The sequence below is a fragment of the Arthrobacter sp. NamB2 genome, assembly GCF_005281365.1.
GTDB lineage: Bacteria > Actinomycetota > Actinomycetes > Actinomycetales > Micrococcaceae > Arthrobacter_D.
The window spans coordinates 645157-669625 of sequence record NZ_SZWI01000001.1 but is presented as its reverse complement, the minus strand read 5'-3'; the positions used below and the strand labels follow the sequence as shown (position 1 = coordinate 669625).

The window sequence follows — 24469 nt, the reverse complement described above, 5'->3', positions numbered from 1 at the left end:
GGCCGTGAGGGGCCAGGACCGGGGGTCAGGACTGGTGGCGTCCGCGACGGCGGATGGCCAGGACGACGACGGCGGCGAGTGCAACGGCGAGGATTCCCGCGCCGATCACCGCGACCGGGGCCAGGGAGGCAGCGCGCTCCTCCTCCGCTGCGACCCCCGCGGTGCTGGACCGGGCTGGGGCCGTCGTCGTGCGGCTGCTCGGCGTGGAAGGGGCGGACGTGGAGGGAAGGGCCGCCGTCGCGGTGACGACGGGAGCCGGCGGTTGCGTCGGGGACGGCGCGACCGGTACCGGCACGGGCGCGGGCGGTGACGCGTCCGGCGTCGTCCCGCCGGCGCCGGGGCGTGGCACCGGCACCTCGCCGGCGATTGCGACGACTTCGCCCGTCGGGGAGTCGTAGCGCAGGTTCGTGTAGATGAGCGTGTCGGCGAACAGGAGGTACCCGGTCCCCGGTTCGATCAGGTGCCCGGTGGCCGGGTGGACCAGGAAGCCGGTGCGCTCGTTGATCGCGAACCCGGTCTCCGGGTCGATGCCCGAGGTCGCCGTCGGATCAGGGACGGGTGGAGCCGGTTCGACGAATGTGCCCTGCGGCTGTGGCTGCTCGACGACGGTGGGCTCCTGCTGGCCCACGACGGCAGGACGGGGCCCGGGCGGCGTGCCGGATCCGGTAGCGGCGGCCGGCGCCGCGAGGACGGCGACCACGACCAGCGCTGCCAACGGCGCGGAGATGGCTGTGGCGACGGCACCGGGTACGGTTCGTCGGAAGACTGGGGTCACCGGGATCCGGCGGTGGGGCGTTGTCATGCGTCCTCGGCTCGCGCTCTCGCACCAGCGCTGCGGTGGGCCGCGGCGCCGGATGCGGGTGGAAGGGGGCAGCCTGCGGTCGGCTGCGGCCCCTGCAGCATACTGTCACCGACCGTCGCTGCCGCGCTTCTCGCGAGCAGAACCCGTTCCGTGTCGGTTCCGGCCTCCTGCCACCTACTAGGGTGGTGCCATGCCTGCCTCTTCCCGCGCCGTGACCGCCCTGGCGATTCTCGCGGCACTCGTCGTCGGGCTCCCCGGCTGCGCATCGGTCGTCGACGTCGACCCGGCAGTGGATGCGGCGAACGCGCGCTGCGCCGATGTCATGATCGCGTTGCCTCCCACCGTGGCGGAGAACCAGCAGCGCGCCACCAACAGCCAGGCGACGTCCGCCTGGGGCGATCCCTCGAAGGTCGTCCTGCGTTGCGGCGTGGACGTCCCCGGGCCGACCACCGATCCATGCGTGACCGTGAACGACGTCGACTGGGTGCTGCGGGAGGGCGATCCCGCCTGGACCGCGACCACCTACGGACGCGATCCCGCCGTCGAGGTTCTCTTCGACCCGGAGGAAGTGGCGTCGAGCACCGTCCTCGTGGAACTCGGGGACGCCGTGTCGCGCGTCGAGCAGGCCCGTGCCTGCGTCGGCCTGGCCGACGCGACCCCCGCGCCGGCGGGCGGTTGACGCGGGGTCGATCCCCATGCACGACGCACACCACCCGACGACTGCCAGGAGGCACCGTGAAAGCCGAGCAAATCTCCGACGTCTGCACCTTCCACGGGGAGGGCCCCTACTGGGATCCGCGCCGCGGCGAGCTCCTGCTGGTCGACATGATGGAGGGTGACGTCCTCGTACGCCACGACGACGGGACCTTCGACCGGCACGACGTCCACCCCCGCCTCGCGGGAGTCATCCGTGGCCGCGCATCCGGCGGATACGTCGTCGGCGTCGAGCGGGGATTCGTGTTCGCCGACGACGCGTTCTCGACTTTGGAACAGGGCCCGGAGGCGTTCGGCGACCCCGGCGTCCGGATGAACGACGGCGGATGCGACCTTACAGGCCGGTTCCTCTGCGGATCGATGGGCTGGGAGGGCGGCTTCGGAGCGGGCAGCCTGTATTCGCTCGGCCGCGACCACGCCGTATCCACCGTCCTGACGGGCATCACCGTGTCCAACGGCCTGCACTTCTCCCCGTCGGGCGATACCGCTTTCTTCAGCGACACGCCCACCGGGCGCATCGACGCCCTAGGGTACGACGTGGGTAGCGGACGATTCACCGACCGCCGGACGTTCGCCGTCGTCGAGCCGGCGCTCGGCGTGCCGGACGGAATGGCGATCGACGCCGAAGGCGGTATCTGGACGGCGCTGTACGGGGGCGGGGCGATCGCGCGCTACGACGCCGCGGGCAGGCTCAGTGAGCACATACCGCTCCCGGTGACGAACGTGACTGCGTGCGCGTTCGGCGGCAAGGACCTGAGAACCCTCTTCATCACGACGACCCAGGAGAACATCCCTGAGGGCTCGGAGCCCGCGGCGGGCGCGCTCTACGCCGTCGAGACGGGAATCGCCGGCGCTCCCCTGCCGATGTTCGAGGGCTAGGGCGGTACCCCTCCCGCGCGGTTGCGGCCGGGAGGGGTACTCCCCATCGGGCGACGTGGCACGACACCGGACGGATGGGTGCCACGCCCCGCGCGACGTGTCATGTCGCGTCGAGTCGCGGAGAGTCTCGTCGCGTTGCCCGACCCGACGCGACCCGGCTTGAGTCGGGTCGAGTCGGGTCGGATCGGGTCGAGCTCCCGGAGTAGCCCTCCGGACGCGTGTCAGAGGATCGGCTGCCCTCCGGTCACCGCGATGCGTGCACCTGACACATAGCTCGCCTCGTCCGAGGCGAGCAGCACGTACACCGGGGCAAGCTCTGCCGGCTGGCCCGCGCGCTGCATCGGCACCTGCTGGCCGAAGCTCTCGACCTGCTCCTCGGGCATCGTCGCCGGGATCAGCGGGGTCCAGATGGGCCCGGGCGCCACGGAATTCGCCCGGATGCCGCGCTCGGCCAGCAGCTGCGCCATCGAGGCGGTCATGTTCGCGATGCCGGCCTTCGTCGCGGAGTAGGGCAGCAGCGTGGGCACCGGGTTGTCCGAGTTCACCGAACTCGAGCCGATGATGGACGAACCCGGCCCCATGTGCGGCAGGGCAGCCTTCGTCAGGTGGAAGAAAGCGCTGAGGTTGATGGCCAGAGTGCGGTCCCACTCCTCGTCCGGGATCTCCTCGATCGTCTCGTGGGTCATCTGGAACGCGGCGTTGCTGACGAGGATGTCCACCCTGCCGAACACCTCGACCGCCTTGTCGATGACGGCGCGGCAGGTCGCGGCGTCGGCCAGGTCGCCCGGGAACAGCACGGCCTGCTGCCCTGCTTCCTCGACCCAGCGAGCAGTCTCCTGTGCGTCCTCGTCCTCGTTGAGGTAACTGATGAGGACGTCCGCGCCTTCCCTGGCGTAGGCGATTGCGACGGCACGGCCGATTCCGCTGTCACCGCCCGTGATGACGGCCTTCTTGCCGCTGAGTCGGCCGCTCCCGCGGTAGGACTGCTCACCGTGGTCAGGCGTCGGCTCCATGGCCTCGGTGGTTCCGGGCGGTTCCTGCTGCTGTGCGGGCTGGCTCACTGTTCCTCCTGTGTCTACGGGTGATCGACCTCGTGGGTCCCTTGCACACCCACCGTAAGCAGCCTTAGTAATTGAAGGGAAGCGGACGAGCGTCCGGTAAACCCGTTGCACAAGGAGGACACAGGCTCCCCATGCGGTATGCAGCCGAGTACATCCTGCCGTTGAAGTGGACCGGCGAGGGACCCCTGGCGGAATTGGCCCGTTACCTGGCGGACCTCGTGCAGTGGATCGACGTCACCGTGGTGGACGGCTCTCCGGCACCGATTTTCGCGGGGCACGCCCGCGCGTTCCCGCCCGGGGTCCGCCACCTCCCGCCCGACCCCGGACTGGTGGGCGGTGGCAACGGCAAGGTCCACGGCGTCCTGACCGGCCTTTCCGCGGCGCGGCACGACCTCGTCGTCATCGCCGACGACGACGTCCGGTACCGGCGACCCGAACTCGCGCGACTTCTGGAGCTCCTCGAGCAGGCCGACATCGTCCGCCCGCAGAACTACTTCGCGCAGCTGCCCTGGCACGCCCGGTGGGACACCGGCCGTTCCCTGCTCAACCGAGCAGCGGGCTCCGACTACCCCGGCACGCTCGGTGTCCGGCGCAGCACCGTCCTCTCCACGGGCGGCTACTGCTCCGATGCCCTGTTCGAGAACCTCGAACTCATCCGGACCGTACGGGCCGCCGGGGGCCGGGAGATCCGGGCGGACGACCTCTTCGTCGCGCGGCTCCCCTGTTCTTCGCGGCACTTCCTCAAGCAACGCGTCCGCCAGGCGTACGACAGCTTCGCCCAGCCCGGGCGGCTCGCGATCGAGCTCGGCCTCCTTCCCGCCGTCGTCCTGGCACGACCGGAACCCCGCTACCTCGCGCTGGCCGGACTCGCCGTCGTGGCACTGGCGGAGACAGGCCGCCGGCGCCGTGGAGGGCGGACCGTCTTCCGTCCGACGGCAGCGCTGTGGGCGCCGGCCTGGGTTCTCGAGCGCGCCGTCTGCAGTTGGCTCGCCGTCGCCAGCCGGGCGCGAGGGGGCGTGCGGTACGCCGGTGGCCGGATGCTTCTCGCCGCGCACTCGGAGCGACACCTGCGGTCGCACCTCGCGCAGCGCGTCGCTCCGATGCCGCACGCCCACCCGATCCCTGCCACTGCCACCGCTGGTTCGCAGGTGCCCGGTGAATCCTGAGCCGCGACGTCGCCGGTCGACGACGCGTGCTCTCCTCGGCTTGCAGTCGTATCCACCGCTGCGAGCAGGTCCGGCTGTCAACCCTTCCGGAACGAAACGGGAAAGTAAGTAGACTGATGACTCACGCAGGACACGACGACAAGGAACAGACATGGCAGACACACTGGGAAGTCCGAAGTCCGAGCCCGAGGGCGGCTTCGAGCGGGACCCCTCGGACTGGGTGACGGGTGACGAGCCCATGACCGCCGCGCAGCGCAGCTACCTCGACACGCTTGCACGCGAAGCCGGCGAGGAGATCCCGGCGGACATCACCAAGGCCGAGGCATCCGAGCACATCGACCGGCTGCAGGGCAAGAGCAAGAGGCTCGGCGACGACTCCTGATCGTCCCGGCGTGGCCTGACGGCCCGGCCGACCGCACCTCAGGGCCCGGATCCTCGCCCTACCGCGTCGCCGCGAAATTGAATTCGGTGCAGATGTCCTGTCCGAACACGAAGCGACGGACGGGCGCGGTCCGGGCCTCGGCGAGTGCATCCGAGCCGGAGAATCGAATGCCGGGCACCCCGTCGCCTACGAGGACGGGCGCGGTCGTGAGGTAGAGCCTGTCGAGCAAACCGGCCTCGAGGAAGCGTGAGACGGTGTTCCCGCCGCCTTCCACGAGGACCTTCTCCATCCCCCTCGCCTGCAGCACGTCCAGGACCCGCGCAGGTGCGAAGTCGTCCATGGGCAGCCGCACCACCTCCACCGAGGCCGGCACGCCCTCGGGGACGGCCGCGTCGCGGGCGACGATCCAGAGCGTGGGCACGCCGTCGTCGGCCAGGACCCGCGCGTCGGCACCCACTTTCGCGCCTGCATCGAGCACCACGCGGACCGGGCTGGTACCGGGCACGTCCTCGACCGAGAGCGAGCAGTCCTCCGCGAGGACGGTGGACGCGCCGACGACGACGGCGTCGACGAGGGCGCGCAGCCGCTGGAGGTGCGCGCGGTCCCCACGGTCGTCGTGGAACCCGGGGTCGCCCGACCGCGAAGCGATGAAGCCGTCGAGGCTCTGCCTCAGCTGCCCGACGACGATCCGTCCGGTGGCACCGGCGAGATACCCGTAGCGGTGGGTCAGTTCCTCCGCTTCGCCGGGCGCGGGTGCCGCTGGCACGACGCCGTCGAGGAGGGAGTTCCAGGCATCCGCGGACGGGGCGACGTCGTGCCTCATGCGCGCACGCTTGGTCGCGAGGTAGCCCGCATTCTCCCTGCGTTCGGACACGGCGAGTCCGTGGCGCTCGACGACGGCGATGCCCAGCTCCTCGAGTGCTTCCTCCTTCGCCGGGTTCCCGGACAGCAGGCGGACGGACGTGATCCCGAGGTCCTGGAGGATCTCCGCGGCCTGGTCGTACCGCCTCGCGTCGACGGGGAGGCCCAGCTCGGTGTTCGCATCGACCGTGTCGATGCCCTGGTCCTGCAGCGCATAGGCCTTGAGCTTGGCGAGCAGGCCGATGCCGCGCCCCTCATGCCCGCGGACGTACACCACGACGCCGCGACCCTCCCTCGCGATGGCAGCGAGCGCAGCCTCGAGCTGATCGCCGCAGTCGCAGCGCCAGGACCCGAAGGCGTCCCCCGTCAGACACTCGCTGTGGACCCGGACGAGCGGAGCCGCACGCGTCATGCTCCGCGCTCCACCATCGGCGTCGTCGATCCCCTGCGCGAGGGCCACGTGCTCGATTCCCCCACTGTCGCGGTAGCCGATCATGCGGAAGAGGCCGTGCCTGGTGGGCAGGACGGTCTCCGCGACCCTCTCGACGGTGGCCGGCACGGCTGCCGGTTCGAGCTGCGGGGACGTGGTGGACATGAGACAACCTTAGGAGCGGGGCGGCATGACGGGAAACTGCGTGTCGCAGGGAACAACCGTGGCAGAGGGGCGTCCTAGTGCGGTGACGGAGTGTGGGGCACCCCTGCCGCAGCCCGTCCGAGGACCTCCCGGAAAGCGAGCACCGCCGGCCGACGTGCACCCGCACGTCGCACGGAGGTGAAGATCGAACGACGCGGGCCCTCGTCGAGATCGAAGAGCTGCACCGGCACGTTACGCCCCGTCCAGACGAGATCGGGCATGAGGGCGACGGCGTTGCCGGACTCGATGAGCCGGATCTGCGCCTGGAGGTCCGCCGTCTCGTAGCGGACGTCGGGCTCGAACCCGGCGCGGCGGCACGCCTGCTCCGCCCAGTGACGTGAGGCCGCTCCTCTCGGCTCCATGACCCACGCGGCATCGGCGGCCTCCGCGACGGCAGAGATCCCGGCGTCGTGGAGCCCGTCCCGCGGAACAGCGAGGCGGATCGCGTCCTCCGTCAGCGGCACGTGGTCCAGCTCAGGGTGGCGGGGAGCCGCGTGTCCCGGGTACTGCTCGGCGATCACGAGATCGAAGTCGCGGGCGAACGTCTCGTACAGGGCTGTTTCAGGTTCGCGCTGGACCATCTCGACGCGCACGTCCGGATAGTCCCGGGTCATGGCCGTCAGGGCATCCGGCATCAGCGCGAGCGCGGCAGACTGGAAGACTGCCACCCGGACCGTCCCGGACACCGTCGTCAGGGAGGCCGCGAGATCGGCTTCTGCCCGTTCCAGTGTCTCCAGCAACTCCGCCGTGTGGGCAACCAGCACCTCGGCCTGCGGTGTCAGGACGACCCGGCGGCCCGTCTTCCGCAGCAGCTCGACGCCCACCTCCTTCTCGAGCAGGGCGAGTTGCTGCGACACGGACGACGGGCTGTAGCTCAGGGCGGCCGCGACGTCGGCGAGCGTGCCGCGGAGCTTGAGCTCGCGCAGCAGGCGCAGTCGGCGCAGATCGAGCACGGGACCTCCCTTCTTCGGTTTCTTCGATGAATATCGTTCGGAATTCATCGCTTTTCCTAATCGTACCGGGAGCCCGATACTGAACCTGAAGTAGCTGCTTCATCCTGTGCCCGGCGTGAGCCGTCGAACGAAAGCCGTTGCCATGACAACCCAGATCCCGCCCCGCGAGGGTTTTGCCGCTACCCCGGCACCCCAGGACGCGCCCAGCACCCCCTACCCCGGGTCCGACGACACATCCGCGCACTTCTCGGCCGGTCCCGGCGGCACCACCGACATCCCGGCGGCGCTGCCGGAGGAATCGATCGCCCTCGTGCGGCGATGGCTCGTCGAGGCGTCGAAGGTCCCGGTCGACGCATCCGCCAAGCAACTCGCGGGCGTCCTCAAGGACCCGAACGGGCTCGCCTTCACCGTCGGCTTCGTCGACGGCGTGATCCGCCCCGAGGACCTCTCCGTCGCGGCGCGCAACCTCGGCGCCATCGCACCCATGGTGCCGGGTTTCCTCCCCTGGTACATGCGTTCCGCCGTCAAGGTAGGCGCCGCCGTCGCCCCCGTCCTGCCGCAGGTCGTCATCCCGATCGCCCGGCGCGTCCTGCGCGAAATGGTCGGGCACCTCATCATCGACGCCTCGGACGCCAGACTCGGCCGGTCGATCAGCAGGATCAGGCGCGAAGGCGTCCGCCTGAACGTCAACCTGCTCGGCGAGGCGGTCCTCGGGGACCATGAGGCGGAACGCCGCCTGGAGGGCACCGTCCGGCTCCTCGAGCGCCCGGACGTCGAGTACGTCTCCATCAAGGTGTCCTCCACCGTCGCCCCGCACCCCGCATGGGCATTCGAGGAGGCCGTGGAGCACGTGGTAGAGAAGCTCGCTCCGCTGTACACGCTCGCGGCGACTTCCGAAGAACCCAAGTTCATCAACCTCGACATGGAGGAGTACAAGGACCTCGACCTCACGATCGCGGTCTTCATGGCGATCCTCGACCGGCCCGAGTTCACGAACCTCGAGGCCGGCATCGTGCTGCAGGCGTACCTCCCCGACTCCCTGGCAGCCATGATCCGGCTGCAGGAATGGGCGGCTGCCCGTCGCGCCCGTGGCGGTGCCGGCATCAAGGTCCGCGTGGTGAAGGGAGCCAACCTCCCCATGGAGCAGGTCGAGGCGTCGCTCCACGACTGGCCGCTGGCGACCTGGGGCTCGAAGCAGGACTCGGACACGCACTACAAGCGCGTACTCAACTATGCGCTGCAGCCCGGCCGCATCGACAATGTCCGCATCGGCGTCGCGGGCCATAACCTGTTCGATCTGGCCTTCGCGTGGCTGCTCGCCGGCGAGCGCGGGGTACGCCACGGCATCGAGTTCGAGATGCTCCTCGGCATGGCGCAGGGGCAGGCGGAGGCCGTCAAGCGCGACGTGGGGTCCCTGCTGCTCTACACACCGGTCGTCCACCCGAGCGAGTTCGACGTCGCCATCGCGTACCTGATCAGGCGCCTCGAAGAGGGCGCGAGCCAGGACAACTTCATGTCTGCCGTGTTCGAACTGTCCGAGAACGAGGCGCTTTTCGAGCGCGAGAAGAACCGCTTCCTCGCCTCGCTCCAGCATCTCGATACCTCCATCCCGGCTCCTAATCGCCGTCAGGACCGCACGCTGCCCGTCCCGGCGCACCCCGGGACCGGGTTCGTGAACACTCCCGACACCGATCCCTCCCTGCCTGCCAATCGGGCGTGGGGGCGGGCGATCCTCGAACGCGTGGCCACCTCCGAGCTGGGCAACGACCTCGTCGCCGCCACCAGCCTCGCCCGTGCCGAGGACCTCGAGGACACGATCGCCGGCGCAGTTTCCGCGGCTGAGTCCTGGGGAGACCTCACAGGGGCGGAGCGCGCCGTGATCCTGCACCGGGCGGGAGACTCGCTCGAGGCGCACCGCGCGGAGCTGATGGAGGTCATGGCTGCCGAGACCGGCAAGACGCTGGACCAGGCGGACCCGGAGATCTCCGAGGCCGTCGACTTCGCCCACTACTACGCCGAGCGCGCCCGCGAGCTCGACGACGTCGACGGCGCCCTGTTCTCTTCCGTCCGGTTGACCGTCGTCACGCCCCCGTGGAACTTCCCGGTGGCGATCCCGGCGGGCTCGACCCTCGCGGCGCTGGCAGCCGGGTCCTCCGTGATCATCAAGCCCGCCTCGCAGGCGCGCCGGTCCGGGTCCGTCATGGTCCAGGCCCTCTGGGCAGCAGGAGTGCCGAAGGAGGTCCTGCGCCTGGTGCAGGTCGACGAGGGCGACCTCGGGCGGCAGCTCATCTCGGACCCACGGGTCGACCGCGTGATCCTGACCGGCGGGTACGAGACCGCCGAGCTGTTCCGGTCCTTCCGGACGGACCTGCCGCTCCTGGCCGAGACGTCCGGCAAGAACGCCATCATCGTCACCCCGAGCGCCGACCTCGATCTCGCGGCGAAGGACGTGGCGCAGTCGGCCTTCGGCCACGCGGGCCAGAAGTGCTCGGCGGCGTCCCTGGTGATCCTCGTCGGCAGCGTGGCCTCGTCGCCGCGGTTCCGCAACCAGCTCCTCGACGCGGTCACATCGCTCTCCGTCGGCTACCCCGACGATCCCGGCACGCAGATGGGACCGGTCATCGAACCGGCGGAGGGAAAACTGCTCGACGGGCTGACGGTGCTCGGCGAGGGAGAGTCGTGGCTCGTGGAGCCGCAGCGACTCGACGACTCGGGCCGCCTGTGGAGCCCGGGCGTGCGCGACGGTGTCAGGCGCGGGTCCACCTACCACCTGACGGAGTACTTCGGCCCGATCCTCGGCATCATGACCGCGGCGACCCTCGACGAGGCCATAGCACTGCAGAACGACATCGATTACGGCCTCACGTCCGGTATCCACTCACTGGACAGCCGGGAGATCGCGACCTGGATCGACGGCGTGCAGGCAGGCAACCTCTACGTCAACCGCGGCATCACGGGCGCCATCGTCCAGCGCCAGCCGTTCGGCGGCTGGAAGAAATCGGCGGTCGGCGCGGGAACCAAGGCGGGGGGACCGAACTACCTCGTGGGCCTCGGGGCGTGGACGTCCAGGGAATCGGAGGCGCAGGATGCCCCCCTTCCCGTCGTCGCCCCCCTGCTGTCAGCGGCGCGCAGCGCCGGTCTGTCCGCGCCGGATCTCGCCCGCCTCGACCGCGCGGCCGCCTCGGACGCTGCTGCGTGGGCCGCCGAGTTCGGTCGGGTCAAGGACGTCTCCGGGCTGCCCGTCGAGCGCAACCTCTTCCGCTACCTTCCCCATCCCGTGACGGTACGGTTGGCGGAGGGAGCTGCCCTGGTGGACCTGGTGCGTGTCCTCCTCGCCGCCGTTGCCGCCGACTCCGTGGTCACGGTGTCCAGTGCGGTCGACCTCCCGGCGTCGCTGCGGGCCGTCGTCGCAGCCCGGTCAAACAGCATCATCATCGAGGACGATGAGGCGTGGCTCGCACGCAGCGCGTCGCTCGACGCTCGGCGCGTCCGACTCATCGGCGGAAGCGCTTCAGCTCTGGCGAGGGCGACCGGCGGGCCGCCCGACCTGGCGATCTACGCGCAGCCTGTCACGGAGTCGGGCCGGGTGGAGATGCTGCCGTTCCTGCAGGAACAGGCCATCAGTGTCACGGCCCACCGGTTCGGCACGCCCAACGGCCTCACCGAGGGCATCATCTGAACCGCGTCACCAGCAGTGCATCGGTCCGCCCGGCGGGCTCTCCGGCCTGAAGGTCGTGCGGCCTCTGGCAGAATCGACCGAACAGCACGTCGCCGTTGCCGCCGGAAGGACCGACGCCGCAGATGAACACCAGCACCACCCGGGAGGCCCGGTACCGACTGCTCCTAGCGTGGGTCCCGGGTCTTCTCGTCATGGCTGCCGGCGTCGGGCTGTCCATGGCCCTGGCCGGCGTCCAGACCGTCCTCGGAGCCCTTGTCATCGCCCTGGTCCTCGGCGTCCTGCTCGGCAACTCCGGCGTGTACTCGGCAATGCTTCGCACGGGGATCAGTGGCGGAACCATGCGCCTGCTCCGTGCCGGGGTCGTGCTGCTCGGGCTCCAACTCGCTGTTCCGGACATCCTCGCCCTGGGGCCGCAGGTCGTCCTGCTGATCGTCACCTGCGTGTTCATGAGTTACTACGCCACTCTCTGGCTGGGCAGGCGCCTCGGCCTGACCCGCTCCGGAGCGGCCCTCATGGCGGCAGGCTTCTCGATCTGCGGGGCGTCCGCCGTCGCCGGGATGCAGGGCATCGTCGACGCCGACGATGACGAGGTCGCCTCCGCCGTCGCGATGGTCACACTCTACGGATCCCTGATGATCGTGGTGCTGCCACTGCTCAATGCCGTCGTCGGGCTCGACGCGGCACGATTCGGCGTATGGTCCGGGCTGGCCGTCCACGAGGTGGCCCAGGTGGTGGCTGTGGCCAGCACGGCCGGGACGACGGCGCTGGCCGTGGCCACGGTGGTCAAGCTGGGGCGCGTCGTCCTGCTGGCGCCGGTCACTGCCCTCGCGAGCGTCGGGGTACGACGCCGCGCGGCCGCTATGGATCGTGGATCAGGGGAAGACGCGGGGCGGCCCGGCCGCAGGAAGACACCCCTGGTGCCCCTCTTCGTCCTGGGCTTCCTGGCCATGGTCGTGCTGCGGTCGCTGGACATCCTGCCCCCGTCGCTCCTGGACGCCGGCCGCACCCTCACCACCGTCCTGCTGGCCGCGGGGATGTTCGGGCTCGGCGCCGGCATCGACCTCCGGCGCCTGCTCCGCACGGGTGGACGGTTCGCGATCGTCGGGGCGGGCTCGACGCTGTTCCTCGTCGGGCTCTCGCTCCTCGGAGTCCTCGTCGTGGCCTAGCCGCCCATTGCTCAGCGCAGGCCGGTCCCCCGCTCCAGCGCGAGTCCGATGAGCTCGTCGATGAGTTCCGTGTAGCCCAGCCCCGACTTCGCCCACATCTGGGGATACATGCTGATAGGGGTGAATCCGGGCATGGTATTGATCTCGTTGATGACGAGGCGGCCGTCGGGCGTGTAGAAGAAATCGACCCGCGACAGGCCCTCGCCTCCGATCGCGTCGAACGCCCTGCCCGCGAGATCCCGCACGCGGTCGATCACGTCCTGCGGGAGGTCCGCGGGGCAGGAGAGCTCCGCAGCGGCGCCGTCGACGTACTTCGCCTCGAAGTCGTACCAGGCGTGGTCGCCCGGCTGGATCGCGATCTCGCCTGGAAGCGACGTGCGCGGCGCGTCGAGTCCGCGTCCCTGCAGGACGGCCACCTCGATCTCGCGTCCCACGATGCCGGCCTCGATCACCACCTTCGGGTCGTGTGCTCGCGCCGCCTCCACCGCGGCCAGGATCCCCTCCGCGTCCTCGACGCGGCTGATGCCCATCGAGGACCCTGCGCGCGCCGGCTTGACGAACAGCGGGAAGCCGAGCGACGCTGCTCGCCTGATGCACCCCTCGGCGTCAGTGCGCCACTGGCGGTCCGTCACCACCTCGTAGGGGCCCACCTCGAGTCCCGCCGCCGCGAAGACCACCTTCATGTAGTGCTTGTCCATCCCGACGGCTGAGGCCAGGACACCGGCACCCACGTAGCGCATGTCGGCGAGCTCCAGCATGCCCTGCAGCGTGCCGTCCTCCCCGAACGGACCGTGCAGGAGCGGCAGGACGACGTCCACCCCGCCAAGGCTCCTGGGGACGGAGCCGGGCGCTGCGACGAGGAGTTCCTGTCCCTCCCCGCCATCCGCCGCGGTACCCATGACCACTGCCTGCTCCGTCGCGGTCACCTCGGGAAGCACATCGGAGCGGAGAGACCACGCCGACGGATCACCCGAGACGAGGGACCATTGCCCTGACTTCGTGATGCCGACCGGCACGACGTCGTACCGTGTGCGGTCGATCGCCTCCAGGACCCCGGCGGCTGTCACGCAGCTGACGGCGTGCTCGCTGGATCGGCCGCCGAACAGGACGAGCACGCGTGGCTTGCGGGACAGGGCTGAAGTCTCGGTGTTCTCGGTGGTCACGGTGGTCACGGTGCGCGATCGCCTTCCGGCTTGAGGTTGCGGGCCAGCAGGCGCGGCCCGAGGTCGTTGACGGACAAGCGCCCCTGCAGGACGGCCACCACGCTCGCCGTGATGGGCATGTCGACGCCCAGCTTGGTCGCGGAGTCCAGGACGGCCTGCGCGGATTTGATCCCCTCCGCCGTCTGGTTCATCCTCACCGTCACCTGGTCGAGGGTGAGACCCTGACCCAGGAGGTGCCCGGCGGTGTGGTTGCGCGAGAGCGCGGACGAGCAGGTGGCGATCAGGTCTCCCATGCCGGCGAGCCCGGCCATGGTCTCCGGCCGCCCGCCCAATGCGACGGCCAGACGCGTGGTCTCGGCCAGCCCGCGTGTGATGACGGACGCCTTGGTGTTGTCGCCCATCCGCCGCCCTTCGCAGATCCCGACGGCGAGTGCGATGACATTCTTCACGATGCCCCCGATCTCGACACCGATCACGTCGGTGGACGTGTAGGGCCGGAAGTAGGACGCCGTGCAGGCGCCCGCGATCCACGTCGCTGTGTCGTGGTCGGGACACGCGACGACGGACGCCGTCGGCTCCTCCCGCGCGATCTCCATCGCGAGGTTGGGTCCGGAGACGACAGCGATCCGCTCCGCCGGCAGTGCGAGTTCCTCCGCGATCACCTCGCTCATCCGCGCGTCCGTACCGACCTCGAGCCCCTTCATCAGCGAGACGACGACGGCGTGTGCGGGGATGAGCGGGCGCCATTCCGGAAGTTGCGCACGCAGTGTCTGCGCCGGGACGGCCAGCACCACGAGGTCGCTCCCCGCGAGGACCGCGTCGACGTCGACCGACGCACTGACGTTCGATGGGAGCGTGGTGTCGCCGAGGTACCGCGAATTGCGGTGCTCCGACGTGATCTCGTCCGCCACTTCGGAACGCCGGGACCAGAGCATGATGTCCGTGCTCGCGGACGCGTCCGCGAGCACCTTCGCGAACGTCGTTCCCCAGCTCCCGGAACCGAGCACCGCGATCTTCGCCGGCTGCCGCCTTCGGTCCGCGCCGTTCGGCACCCCGGGTGATGCTTCGCTCATCAGGCCGTTCCTCCGGCCGCGGGCGCACCGGGGACATCCCGCGCGCCGTTCCGACGGGCGGAGCCGTCCTCAGGGGCGGCGCCGTCCTCAGGGGCGGAGCCGTGCGGAACGGCAGGCCCGGTCGCGTCGCCGTTCGGAGTTTCGGGACCGCGGCCCATCCGCTCCTGCTGCTTCTGTGCCGGATCCCAGCGCTCGCCCGGCGGTGTCTCTCCGCGCAGCTCGGCCAGGAGCTCGGTGATCGCATCGATGATGCGGTCCGTTGCTGCCTCGAGGGTGGTACGGGTCAGCGGCGCGCCCTGGAACTCGCTGAGGTCCACGGGGTCGCCGACGAGCACGCGCGCGCGCTTCCGTGGCACGAGGTAGAAACGCTTGGCATACCGGGGGAAGACCTCGTGCGCTCCCCACTGTGCGATCGGGACAACGGGTGCACCGGTCTGCAGCGCGAGGCGCGCGGCGCCCGTCCTGCCCTTCATGGGCCACATGTCGGGGTCGCGGGTGAGCGTACCCTCCGGGTAGATGATGATGCCGCCCCCGTCGGCCAGGACGTCCCGGGCTGCCTCCAGCGACCGGTTCGCTCCCGCCGAGACGCGCTCGACCGGGATCTGCCGGATGGTCCTCAGGATCCAGCCGATGACGGGCACCTTGAACAGCGACGCCTTCGCGAGGAAGTGCGGCATGATGCCCTGGTTGTACAGGAAGTGTCCCACCACCACCGGATCGATCTCGGTGACGTGGTTGGGGCAGACGATCACGCCTGCGCCGCGTGGCAGCCTCTCCTGTCCGTGCCACTCCTTGCCCATTAGCGCGTTCATCACGGGCCGCACCCAGGAGGCGAGGAACGTGAACATGGCGCGCGAGCCCCTGGGCTCCCCCATCGCCGGGACCGCCTAGGAGATTGCCACGGCGGCAGCCGGGGCGTCCTCCGTGATGTCGAAGTCGGCGCCCAGTCCCTCGAGCTTGTCCTGGAACCGCTCGTAGCCGCGGTTGATCAGCTCGATGCCGGTCACGCGGGAGACTCCCTCGGCCGCGAGTGCGGCGATGAGGTGGCTGAATCCGCCCCGCAGGTCGGGGATGTCGATGTCGGCTCCGTGGAGCTGGGTCGGTCCGGAGATCACCGCGGAGTGGAGGAAGTTGCGCTGCCCGAATCGGCAGGGCACGCTCCCGAGGCACTCACGGTGCACCTGGATGTTCGCCCCCATGCGGATGAGGGCCTCGGTGAAGCCGAACCTGTTCTCGTACACCGTCTCGTGGACGATCGACACGCCGGATGCCTGCGTGAGGGCGACGACGAGCGGCTGCTGCCAGTCCGTCATGAAACCGGGGTGCACGTCCGTCTCGAGCACCAGCGGGGTCAGCGGGCCGCCCGGGTGGTAGAAGCGTATGCCGTCGTCGTCGACGTCGAAGGCGCCGCCGATCTTGCGGTAGGTGTTGAGGAAGGCGGTGAGATCGAGCTGGCGTGCGCCCTCGACGTAGATGTCACCCTTGGTGACGAGCGCGGCCGAAGCCCACGACGCCGTCTCGTTGCGGTCCGAGATCGCCTTGTGGTTGTAGCCCGTCAGTTCCTTGACACCCTCGATGCGGATCACCCGGTCCGTCTGCACCGTGATGATCGCACCCATCTTCTGCAGCACCGCGATGAGATCCATGATCTCGGGTTCGACGGCGGCACCGGAGAGCTCGGTGATGCCTTCAGCGCGGATGGCGGTCAGCAGCACCTGCTCGGTGGCTCCGACGCTGGGGTAGGGCAGCGTGAGCTTCGCGCCGTGCAGACCCTTCGGCGCGGAGATCGAGATGCCGCCCGGGCGTTTGTCGACGACGGCGCCGAAGTTGCGGAGCACCTCGAGGTGGTAGTCGATGGGCCGGTCGCCGATCTTGCATCCGCCGAGGTCGGGGATGAAGGCCTCGCCGATGCTGTGCATCAGGGGCCCGCAGAAGAGGATGGGGATACGCGAGTCGCCGGCGTGTGCGTCGATGTCCTTCGAGCGTGCCATCTTCGCGTCGCTCGGATCCATCGTGAGGTCGCCCGTGACGGGGTCCTTCGTCACCTTGACGCCATGCAGCTGCAGGAGGCTCGTGACGACGTCGACGTCCTTGATCTCAGGAACATTGCGCAGTACCGAGGGCGTGTTGCCCAGGAGCGATGCCACCATAGCCTTCGGTACGAGGTTCTTCGCACCGCGGACGAAAACCTTGCCCGTCAACGGAATGCCGCCGCGAATGGTCAGAACGCTACCCATGAATACCTATTTTCCTCATACGTTGAACCCCCGCGGACTCTGAAATGCTCGTTCCAAGCATAGGAGCACCCCGAAGCAGACAGAAATACAAGGGTACTTCGCGCACTCCCTGTTCACTGGTAGGAACCCGTGCAGGTGCGTCGTCATTCCGCACACGTGCGCTCGGCCGCTGTGAGGTGCGCGACACCGAGCCGCCGGCGCCCCTGCGCCGACGCCGGATTTCAGGAGCGGGCGGGAAGCGTGGTCGGCTTGTAGGACGGGCGGCGGGACTCGAAGGCCGTGATGTGCTCCTCCTGGCGAAGCGTCAGACCGATGTCGTCCAGCCCCTCGAGAAGGCGCCACCGCGTGTAGTCGTCCAGCTGGAAGGGGGCACTGACGGAGCCGCACTGGACGCTGCGCGACTCCAGGTCCACCGTCACAGTTGCGCCGGGCTCGTTCTCGAGGATCTTCCAGATGAGTTCGATGACGTCCTGGGCGACCTGCGCGGCGACGAGCCCCTGCTTGCCCGAGTTGCCGCGGAAGATGTCGGCGAACCGCGAGGACAGGACGGCCTTGAAACCGTAGTCCTTCAGTGCCCAGACAGCATGTTCCCGGGAGGACCCGGTGCCGAAATCCGGCCCGGCGACGAGCACGGAGCCGCGGGAGTAGGGCTCACGATTGAGGATGAAGCCCTCCTCCTTGCGCCAGGCCGCGAAGAGGGCATCCTCGAAGCCCGTCCGTGTGATCCGCTTCAGGTACACCGCGGGGATGATCTGGTCCGTGTCGATGTTGCTCTGGCGCAGCGGGACGCCGATGCCGGTGTGGGTGGTGATCTTTTCCATGGCGGGCTTCCTATGCAGCGGGAACGGTGGATGCGGCGGCATGGGCCCCGGTGCCGCGCGGCAGGGGTTCCAGGTCCGACGGCGAACTGAGGGTGCCGCGGACAGCGGTCGCGGCGGCGACGACGGGCGAGACCAGGTGCGTCCTTCCGCCCTTGCCCTGGCGTCCTTCGAAGTTGCGGTTCGAGGTCGAGGCGCAGCGCTCGCCCGGTGCCAGCTGGTCCGGGTTCATCCCGAGGCACATGGAGCAGCCGGCGAACCTCCACTCGGCGCCGAAGTCCTTGAACACGCGGTCCAGTCCCTCGGCCTCGGCCTGCAGTCGCACGCGGGCCGAGCCGGGTACCACCATCATCCGGATCGCGGGGTCCTTCTCCCTGCCGCGGATGATGTCCGCCGCGATCCGGAGGTCCTCGATCCGGCTGTTGGTGCAGGAGCCCAGGAACACCGTGTCGACGCGGATGTCCTTCATCGGGGTGCCGGGTTCGAGTGCCATGTAGTCGAGGGCCCGGGTGCAGGCGGCCTTGTCGTTCTCGTCGGCGAAATCGTCGGGTGAGGGGACGGCCTGCGAGAGGGAGACACCCTGACCGGGATTCGTGCCCCAGGTGACGAAGGGCTCGAGGTCGTCAGCGTCGAGGAAGACCTCGGCGTCGAAGACGGCGTCGTCGTCGGTGCGCAGTTCACGCCAGTCCGCGACGGCGGCGTCCCAGTCATCGCCCTGGGGCGCGTGGGGACGGCCGCGCAGGTACTCGAAGGTCGTGTCGTCGGGCGCCACCATGCCCGCGCGCGCCCCGGCCTCGATCGACATGTTGCAGATCGTCATGCGGGCTTCCATCGACAGGGACCGGATGGCCGACCCACGGTACTCGAGGACGTAGCCCTGACCGCCTCCGGTACCGATCTTCGCGATGATGGCCAGGATGATGTCCTTCGAGGTGACGCCCGGCTTGAGTGTTCCCTCGACCGTGATGCCCATGGTCTTGAACGGCTTGAGTGAGAGCGTCTGCGTCGCCATCACGTGCTCCACCTCGGAGGTGCCGATGCCCATCGCCAGCGCTCCGAAAGCACCGTGGGTGGAGGTGTGCGAATCGCCGCACACGACGGTCAGTCCCGGCTGCGTCAGCCCGAGCTGGGGTCCGACGACGTGCACGATTCCCTGCTCCGCGTCACCCAGTGAGTGCAGGCGGACGCCGAACTCCCGGCAGTTCGCCCGCAGTGTCTCGATCTGCGTCCGGCTGGTGAGGTCGGCGATCGGCTTGTCGATGTCCACCGTGGGCGTGTTGTGGTCTTCCGTGGCGATCGTCAGGTCGGGGCGGCGGAGGGGACGGTTGGCAAGCCGGAGTCCCTCGAAGGCCTGCGGCGACGTCACCTCGTGCACGAGGTGCAGGTCGATGTACAGGAGGTCGGGCTGCGCTTCGTTCCCGACGACCTCGCCCTTGCGGACGACATGTGCGTCCCAGACCTTCTCTGCCAGTGTCTTGCCCATGACGATCGTCCTTTTCTGTTCCGGCGAAGCCGCGACCCCGGGGTGTGCCCCGGCCGCGATCCGTGGTTCCACTCAACCAGCGCTCCCGGAGGAGTGCCAGCCGGGCGGCTTGCGTCTCAGATAATGAGACGGCAATATCATTCTATGGACAATTCTAGCGGCGTCGGTGTCATCGACAAGGCCGCACTCGTGCTCGATGCGCTCGAAGCCGGACCGACGACGCTCGCCCAGCTCGTCGCGTCGACGGGGCTCGCCCGCCCGACAGTTCACCGGCTGGCCCTCGCGCTCGCCCACCACCGCCTCGTCGGGCGCGACATGCAGGGTCGCTTCGTGCTCGGGAGCAGGCTCGTGGAACTGGCGTCGGCCGCCGGCGAGGATCGCCTGATCGCCGCTGCTGGTCCCGTCCTCCTCGGTCTCCGCGACGCGACAGGCGAGAGCGCGCAGCTCTTCCGTCGGCAGGGCGACTGGCGCGTATGCGTCGCATCGGCCGAGCGCCCCGTCGGCCTGCGCGACACCATCCCCGTGGGTACCCAGCTCTCGATGAGGGCAGGTTCGGCGGCACAGTGCCTCCTCGCCTGGGAGGACCACGACCGCCTGCTCAAGGGACTTCAGAACGCACGCTTCACCCCCACGGTGCTCGCGGGCGTCCGACGTCGCGGCTGGGCCCAGAGCCTCGGCGAACGGGAGGCAGGCGTGGCGTCCGTCTCGGCACCGGTCCGCGGCCCGTCCGGTCGTGTCATCGCCGCGGTGTCCATCTCCGGCCCGATGGAACGGCTCACCCGCCAGCCCGGGCGCATCCACGCCGAGGTCGTCTCCGATGCCGCCCGCCAGCTGACGCTCGCCGTGGCGAAGGCGGCGGACTGAGGTGGCGGGTTGGAATGACTGAGACGACTGGGATGGCGGGAAGACGCGTGGCGGGAGAGGACAAGCACTACGCGATCTTCCTGCGCGGAGTGAACGTCGGCGGCATCACCGTCCGCATGGCGGAGCTCCGCGACGAACTTACCCGGCTTCCGGTCCACGACGTCGCAACGGTCCTCGCGAGCGGCAACGTCACGTGTTCCTCACGTCTCGGTGCTGCCGAGCTGAAGAACCTCGTGGAGGATGCTTTGCGACGCCGCTTCGGCTACGAGGCTTGGGTCATCGTGGTCGACCACGCCGGTCTCGCTGCGATCGCGGCGTCGATGCCCGAGCAACCGGCCGCAGCGGCGACTGCGGGCTCCGATTCGGAGCCGGGGGTGGATCCCGATACTGCACCGAGCGCCCCGGCCGACATGCACTCCTACGTGACACTGTTCACGGGCACCGCGGAAATGGAGGCGTTCGTCGACGAGGCACGCGGGCTCGGCGAACGGCCTGCCGTTCTCGAGGGTGGCTCCGCCATCGCCTGGTTCTCCCCCAAAGGCCGATCGACCGACGTGCCCCTCGCGAAGCTGCTCGGCAGGACGCGGTACGCGTCGACCTCCACCACACGGAACATCAACACGGTGGAGAAAGTTCTGCGCCTTCTGCCGTAGCGACTCGAACACCACAGTGACGAGCGTCGTGGTCCGGCCAGTCGTCCCGTCGGCGTGCAGGCAGTCGGCGGCGCCGTCAGGTGCGCTGCAGTGCGGACAGCACCGCTACCCGGAAGCCGTTGCAGCGCTCGACCTCGTTCCCGACTGGCTGCACCACGACGCCGTTCACCACCTGGGCGCAGGAGGCGAGCAACCGCCGGCGCACCCGCTCAGCCCTCCGCGCCGCCCCCCACCGGGCGAGCAACGCGGCCAGGACACCGAGCAGGACGCCGGCCGACAGCCCGCCGAGGATCAGGAGCGTGGGCAGCGGAAAACCCTCGATCCGGGGGACGTCGATCGTGGGCAGTTGCAGGAAGTTGAGGACCGCCAGCACCCCGAGCCATGCCAGGCCGGCAGCGAAGGCGACGACCATGATCCACTGCAGGACGCCGAAGAGTCCCCACCAGCCCCGGCGCCCGGTCTCGAGATCCGTTCCGGTGATCGCGGCATCGAGTGCGTCCTTGAGATCGGTCGCCGTCCCACGAGCGGCGTCCCGGATGGAGGAGTGCCACGGCTCCACGGCTCCACTTGCCGATGAGTCCCCGAACACCCGCAACGCGTGGTCCACCCGGGCTCCCTGAGCCGGCTGGACGAGGGGAAGCGACGAGCTCCGAAGCTCCGGAAGGACATCGTCACGGCGCAGATTGAGCCGGCGGAGTGGGTCCGGGCGGAACCGGGCGAGCCACCGCGTCACCGGCCAGCCCGTGACCGCATGGGCGTCGCGACGATACGCGCGGGTCACGGCGTCGACGACGACCGGAACTCCAGCAGCCGCGGCGAGTTCCGTGGACAACGCCGCACGAGCCTGCTGGGAGGGCACATCCACCGGTCGATCGGCAGTGAACGGGAGGAGTTCCGCGGCCGCCAGGGAGGCGTCCGCGGCCATCCTGCGAGTAGCGGCGGCCCTGCTCTCGGCAAGGGACCGGATCTCGTCGGCGAGCGCGGGTACGCCGATCCCGGTTCGCGCGGATACCGGAAGGACGGCGACGCCCGGGAGGCCCTCCCCGGCCAGGATGTCGGCGAGCGAACCCGTGACGGCGTCGAGGTCGTGCGGCTCCAGGCGATCCGCTTGGTTGAGGGCGATCAGGGTCACGGCCTCGTGGGTCGCAAGTCCGCGCAGGAACCCGTGGTGGAGCGCCGCGTCGGCATACTTCTGCGGATCGACGACCCAGAGCAGGACGTCGACCTGACCTGCCATCCGCTGGACGATCTCGCGATGCGCGGCGGCGGTCGAATCGAAGTCTGGGAGATCCAGGAGGATCAGGCCGGGAACCTGCGTCGAGTCGGCTCGTCCAGCGGATCCTGCGGCATCAGCGTGGTCGAGGGAGGAAGCGGACGTCGCGGCCGCACCAGGACGGTGGGCCCCCTTCCCCGCGTTTGCCGTCGACGCTACCGCGGTGCGGCGCCACCGGAAGAGCCCTCGACGAGCTGGCTCCTGCGGGTCCGTCCTGCCGCCCGCCTGCGCCTCGCCCATCGTTGCGGTGCGTGCGTTGTCGACGGCACGGGCGGATGCATCGCGGGACTCCTGGCGGCCACGGGTGCCGCCGTCCACGGACCAGCCGGTGATGAGTGGTGCGCCGTCGGGCAGTTCCACCCTCTGCGTGACCCCGAGCCAGTCGAGCAACTCCCCACTGCCCCTGGCCCCCCAGACAAGGGCAAGGGGCTCGGACGTCGTCGGCCGCCTCGCGGCCACACGTGCGGCTGCCGTGCCACTCAGCGCGTTGACGAGCGAGGACTTACCACTCCCCGTCGGGCCGAAGACCCCGACGACCGTGTGATCAGCTGACAACGACCGCCGGCTGCCCGCCCTGTCGAGCGTCCCGTGCAGCCGTTCGAGCGCCTCCTCGGGCAATCGGTCCCGTCCGAGCTCATAGGCGGTCTGCAACCGCTCGAGCGCATCCGTGAGCGACGTGGCCAGTGGAGTCTCGGCGACAGCGCCCCGGTGTCGGCTCACGCGTCGTCCCCCGCTGCAGCGTGCTGCCCGCTCGGCAGGGCCGTCCGGAGCTGATGGGCCAGCACGTGCAATGCCTCCGCCGACGTCTGACGCGCCAGTGGCTCCAGGCAACGGTCGAAGGACGCCCGCTCCTTGCCGAGCAGTCCTTCCACCCGCCGGGACAGGTTCTTCCGCGCTGTCGCCGTGAGGCGCCGGACGGCGTCGTCCCCGAAGACCGCCTCGAGGAGCTTCTGGCCTGCGATCGCCGACGCCCCGGCGATTCCTATCTCACCGCCGGTGAGTCCTCCGGTCGAGGCGAACACGACGACCATCAGGGCCACCGCGATGCCGTTGACGCCGAAGGACAGCATGCGCGCGGTGAAGCGCTTGTCCGCGCCCTCGGCCTGCACGAGGTGCAGGAGGTCCTGCTGCCAGTCGCGGATCTCCCGGGCCACCTCGGACGAGAAGTCGTCGGCTCGCCACGGAGGCAGGCTCTCGAGCAGCACGGCGCCTGCGTGCTCGGACCTCCAGCGCCGCCGGGTGGCCTCGTCCGCCCGTGCCGCCTGCTCTACGATGACCGTCTGCAGACCGCTGCCGATGGCGTCGGCGACGGTGGCCGCCGGAGCCGGGCGACCCGTGAAGAAGGCGCTCACTCGGTCACGGGCCCATCCGATCCTCGTCTCGAGCCCGCGCATGAACTCGCCGGTGCCGACGAAATCCTGCCAGCGGGCGAGGACCTCGCCGCGCAGCAGCCTGCCATCCTCGGTCGACGCTAGGACGTCGGCGAGCGCGTCCCGGTAGGCACCGTCGATCGAGGCCCGGAGGGCGTTGCCGACCGACTGCTCCTGCTCCGCAGCCTCCGCGATGGAATCGATCCGTCCGGCCAGCGCGCGCATGGCTCCCCTCACCGTGCGCCGCGCGATGTCCCGTCGGCCCTCCGCGTCCGCCGCGAGCGCCTGCAACCAGCGGGCGATGGGCTCGACGGCCTCCGGGGGAAGCATGCGCGACGGACCGAGGGACATTTCCGGGACGACGAAGATGGGGGCGTGTCCGAGGTTCTCCGCGGAGAGCAGCGTGAGCAGGTCGCCCCGGATCTCCTCCTCGACACCGCGGGGAACGCGATCGAGCACGACCGCCACGAGGACGTCGCGTCGCCCCGCTTCAGCCAGCAGCTTCCACGGCACCGCATCTGCGTAGCGGTTCGCCGTCGTGACGAAGATCCAGAGGTCCGCGGCCGCAAGCAACTGCCCCGCGAGCCGCCGGTTCTCGTCCGCGATGGAGTCGACATCGGGAGCATCGAGCAGTGCGAGTCCGATCGGCAGGGTGCGCGTGGGCCGCAGCAGCAGGGTGTCCGGTCCCGGCCCGGCATGCGGGCGTGGCAGCTGCGCGGGATCCCTCGGCTGCGCGTCGGTCGGCTGCTCGTCGGTCGGCCGCACGTCGGTCGGCTGCGCGGCGTCGTCACTCAGGCGCACGCGGCTGAGTGACGGCAGGATGCGTTCGTCGTCGAACCATGCGCCGTCCTCCGGATGATGCAGCAGGAGGGGCTGGCGGGTCGTGGGACGCACCGCGCCCGTCACGGAGACCGGGCGACCGACGAGCGCATTCACCAGCGTCGACTTTCCGGCGCCCGTCGAGCCGCCGACGACGGCGACGAGCGGGGCGTCGAGGTTCGCCAGCCGGGGAAGGATGTAGTCGTCGAGCTGGGCACGGGCCGCCACGGCGGATCCGCGCGCCTGGACCGAACTCGCGAGGGCCAGGGGGAATGCGAGGTTCTCGAGTGCGGCCTGCACCTCGCGCAACAGCGGGGAGAGCCCGCGGGCTTCGCCGGCCAGGGAGGGTGCGCTCATGGCTCCATCATGCCAGCCCTGGCGTGCCGCATCGGCGGTTCCCGCTCGCGAGCAGCCCCCGA

The 24469-nt window shown here is 69.9% G+C and carries 20 protein-coding genes; 8 read left to right on the top strand and 12 right to left on the bottom strand.

The window, feature by feature from the left end:
- Nucleotides 1–25: 25 nt before the first annotated feature.
- Complete coding sequence (locus tag FDK12_RS03040; protein ID WP_137368130.1) at nucleotides 26–802, bottom strand: hypothetical protein; 777 nt, start codon at nucleotides 800–802, stop codon at nucleotides 26–28.
- Between the two features lie 190 nt (nucleotides 803–992).
- Here FDK12_RS03040 and FDK12_RS03035 point away from each other — a divergent pair, with 190 nt between their 5' ends.
- Both FDK12_RS03035 and FDK12_RS03030 read left to right on the top strand, forming a co-directional pair.
- Nucleotides 993–1481, top strand: a complete 489-nt coding sequence (locus FDK12_RS03035) for a DUF3515 family protein (protein ID WP_137368129.1) — start codon at nucleotides 993–995, stop codon at nucleotides 1479–1481.
- Between the two features lie 56 nt (nucleotides 1482–1537).
- Nucleotides 1538–2395 carry an SMP-30/gluconolactonase/LRE family protein gene (locus tag FDK12_RS03030; protein WP_223263044.1) on the top strand — a complete coding sequence of 286 codons (858 nt, stop codon included), beginning with the start codon at nucleotides 1538–1540 and terminating at the stop codon, nucleotides 2393–2395.
- Nucleotides 2396–2616: 221 nt separating this feature from the next.
- Here the strand turns inward: FDK12_RS03030 and FDK12_RS03025 are convergent, their stop codons facing one another.
- Nucleotides 2617–3456 carry an SDR family oxidoreductase gene (locus FDK12_RS03025; protein ID WP_189636241.1) on the bottom strand — a complete coding sequence of 280 codons (840 nt, stop codon included), beginning with the start codon at nucleotides 3454–3456 and terminating at the stop codon, nucleotides 2617–2619.
- 131 nt (nucleotides 3457–3587) lie between these two features.
- On the opposite strand from FDK12_RS03025, the gene FDK12_RS03020 reads away from it, so the two are divergent.
- The gene (locus FDK12_RS03020) at nucleotides 3588–4622 is read left to right on the top strand and encodes a glycosyltransferase (RefSeq protein WP_137368128.1); all 1035 of its coding nucleotides are present in this window, start codon (nucleotides 3588–3590) and stop codon (nucleotides 4620–4622) included.
- 151 nt (nucleotides 4623–4773) lie between these two features.
- On the top strand, nucleotides 4774–5004 hold the full coding sequence (locus FDK12_RS03015; RefSeq protein WP_104117966.1) for a DUF3072 domain-containing protein: 231 nt from the start codon (nucleotides 4774–4776) through the stop codon (nucleotides 5002–5004).
- A gap of 58 nt (nucleotides 5005–5062) precedes the next feature.
- Here the strand turns inward: FDK12_RS03015 and ribA are convergent, their stop codons facing one another.
- Together ribA and FDK12_RS03005 are read right to left on the bottom strand one after the other, a co-directional pair.
- Entirely contained in the window at nucleotides 5063–6460 is a 1398-nt protein-coding gene (ribA, locus tag FDK12_RS03010; protein WP_137368127.1) for a GTP cyclohydrolase II, read from the bottom strand.
- Between the two features lie 74 nt (nucleotides 6461–6534).
- Entirely contained in the window at nucleotides 6535–7452 is a 918-nt protein-coding gene (locus FDK12_RS03005) for a LysR substrate-binding domain-containing protein (protein ID WP_137368291.1), read from the bottom strand.
- A 142-nt stretch (nucleotides 7453–7594) separates the two neighbouring features.
- On the opposite strand from FDK12_RS03005, the gene FDK12_RS03000 reads away from it, so the two are divergent.
- A complete protein-coding gene (locus tag FDK12_RS03000) occupies nucleotides 7595–11131 on the top strand; it encodes a bifunctional proline dehydrogenase/L-glutamate gamma-semialdehyde dehydrogenase (protein WP_137368126.1) in 3537 nt (1178 codons plus the stop codon).
- Between the two features lie 122 nt (nucleotides 11132–11253).
- Nucleotides 11254–12297 (top strand): YeiH family protein, encoded by a 1044-nt coding sequence (locus FDK12_RS02995; RefSeq protein WP_137368125.1) that lies wholly within the window; start codon nucleotides 11254–11256, stop codon nucleotides 12295–12297.
- Nucleotides 12298–12308: 11 nt separating this feature from the next.
- Here FDK12_RS02995 and FDK12_RS02990 read toward each other — a convergent pair whose 3' ends face one another.
- The 6 genes from FDK12_RS02990 to leuC all read right to left on the bottom strand — a co-directional run bounded on the left by FDK12_RS02990 (nucleotide 12309) and on the right by leuC (nucleotide 19071).
- Nucleotides 12309–13460, bottom strand: coding sequence for a D-alanine--D-alanine ligase family protein (locus FDK12_RS02990; protein WP_223263072.1), 1152 nt, complete (start codon nucleotides 13458–13460; stop codon nucleotides 12309–12311).
- Nucleotides 13461–13465: 5 nt separating this feature from the next.
- Nucleotides 13466–14533 (bottom strand): NAD(P)H-dependent glycerol-3-phosphate dehydrogenase, encoded by a 1068-nt coding sequence (locus tag FDK12_RS02985; protein WP_137368124.1) that lies wholly within the window; start codon nucleotides 14531–14533, stop codon nucleotides 13466–13468.
- Entirely contained in the window at nucleotides 14533–15408 is an 876-nt protein-coding gene (locus FDK12_RS02980; protein ID WP_137368123.1) for a lysophospholipid acyltransferase family protein, read from the bottom strand. The genes FDK12_RS02985 and FDK12_RS02980 overlap by 1 nt, the downstream gene beginning before the upstream one ends.
- Before the next feature lie 12 nt (nucleotides 15409–15420).
- On the bottom strand, nucleotides 15421–16770 hold the full coding sequence (gene murA / locus FDK12_RS02975; protein WP_137368122.1) for a UDP-N-acetylglucosamine 1-carboxyvinyltransferase: 1350 nt from the start codon (nucleotides 16768–16770) through the stop codon (nucleotides 15421–15423).
- Between the two features lie 221 nt (nucleotides 16771–16991).
- The gene (gene leuD, locus FDK12_RS02970; RefSeq protein WP_137368121.1) at nucleotides 16992–17591 is read right to left on the bottom strand and encodes a 3-isopropylmalate dehydratase small subunit; all 600 of its coding nucleotides are present in this window, start codon (nucleotides 17589–17591) and stop codon (nucleotides 16992–16994) included.
- Between the two features lie 10 nt (nucleotides 17592–17601).
- Nucleotides 17602–19071, bottom strand: a complete 1470-nt coding sequence (gene leuC / locus FDK12_RS02965; RefSeq protein WP_137368120.1) for a 3-isopropylmalate dehydratase large subunit — start codon at nucleotides 19069–19071, stop codon at nucleotides 17602–17604.
- A gap of 144 nt (nucleotides 19072–19215) precedes the next feature.
- On the opposite strand from leuC, the gene FDK12_RS02960 reads away from it, so the two are divergent.
- Complete coding sequence (locus FDK12_RS02960) at nucleotides 19216–19935, top strand: IclR family transcriptional regulator (RefSeq protein ID WP_104117975.1); 720 nt, start codon at nucleotides 19216–19218, stop codon at nucleotides 19933–19935.
- Between the two features lie 14 nt (nucleotides 19936–19949).
- The gene (locus tag FDK12_RS02955; RefSeq protein ID WP_137368119.1) at nucleotides 19950–20588 is read left to right on the top strand and encodes a DUF1697 domain-containing protein; all 639 of its coding nucleotides are present in this window, start codon (nucleotides 19950–19952) and stop codon (nucleotides 20586–20588) included.
- Nucleotides 20589–20664: 76 nt separating this feature from the next.
- Here the strand turns inward: FDK12_RS02955 and FDK12_RS02950 are convergent, their stop codons facing one another.
- Together FDK12_RS02950 and FDK12_RS02945 are read right to left on the bottom strand one after the other, a co-directional pair.
- Nucleotides 20665–22581: a dynamin family protein gene (locus FDK12_RS02950; protein WP_189636240.1), complete on the bottom strand. Its 1917-nt coding sequence runs from the start codon at nucleotides 22579–22581 to the stop codon at nucleotides 20665–20667.
- Nucleotides 22578–24407 carry a dynamin family protein gene (locus FDK12_RS02945; protein ID WP_137368117.1) on the bottom strand — a complete coding sequence of 610 codons (1830 nt, stop codon included), beginning with the start codon at nucleotides 24405–24407 and terminating at the stop codon, nucleotides 22578–22580. The genes FDK12_RS02950 and FDK12_RS02945 overlap by 4 nt, the downstream gene beginning before the upstream one ends.
- Nucleotides 24408–24469: the final 62 nt, after the last annotated feature.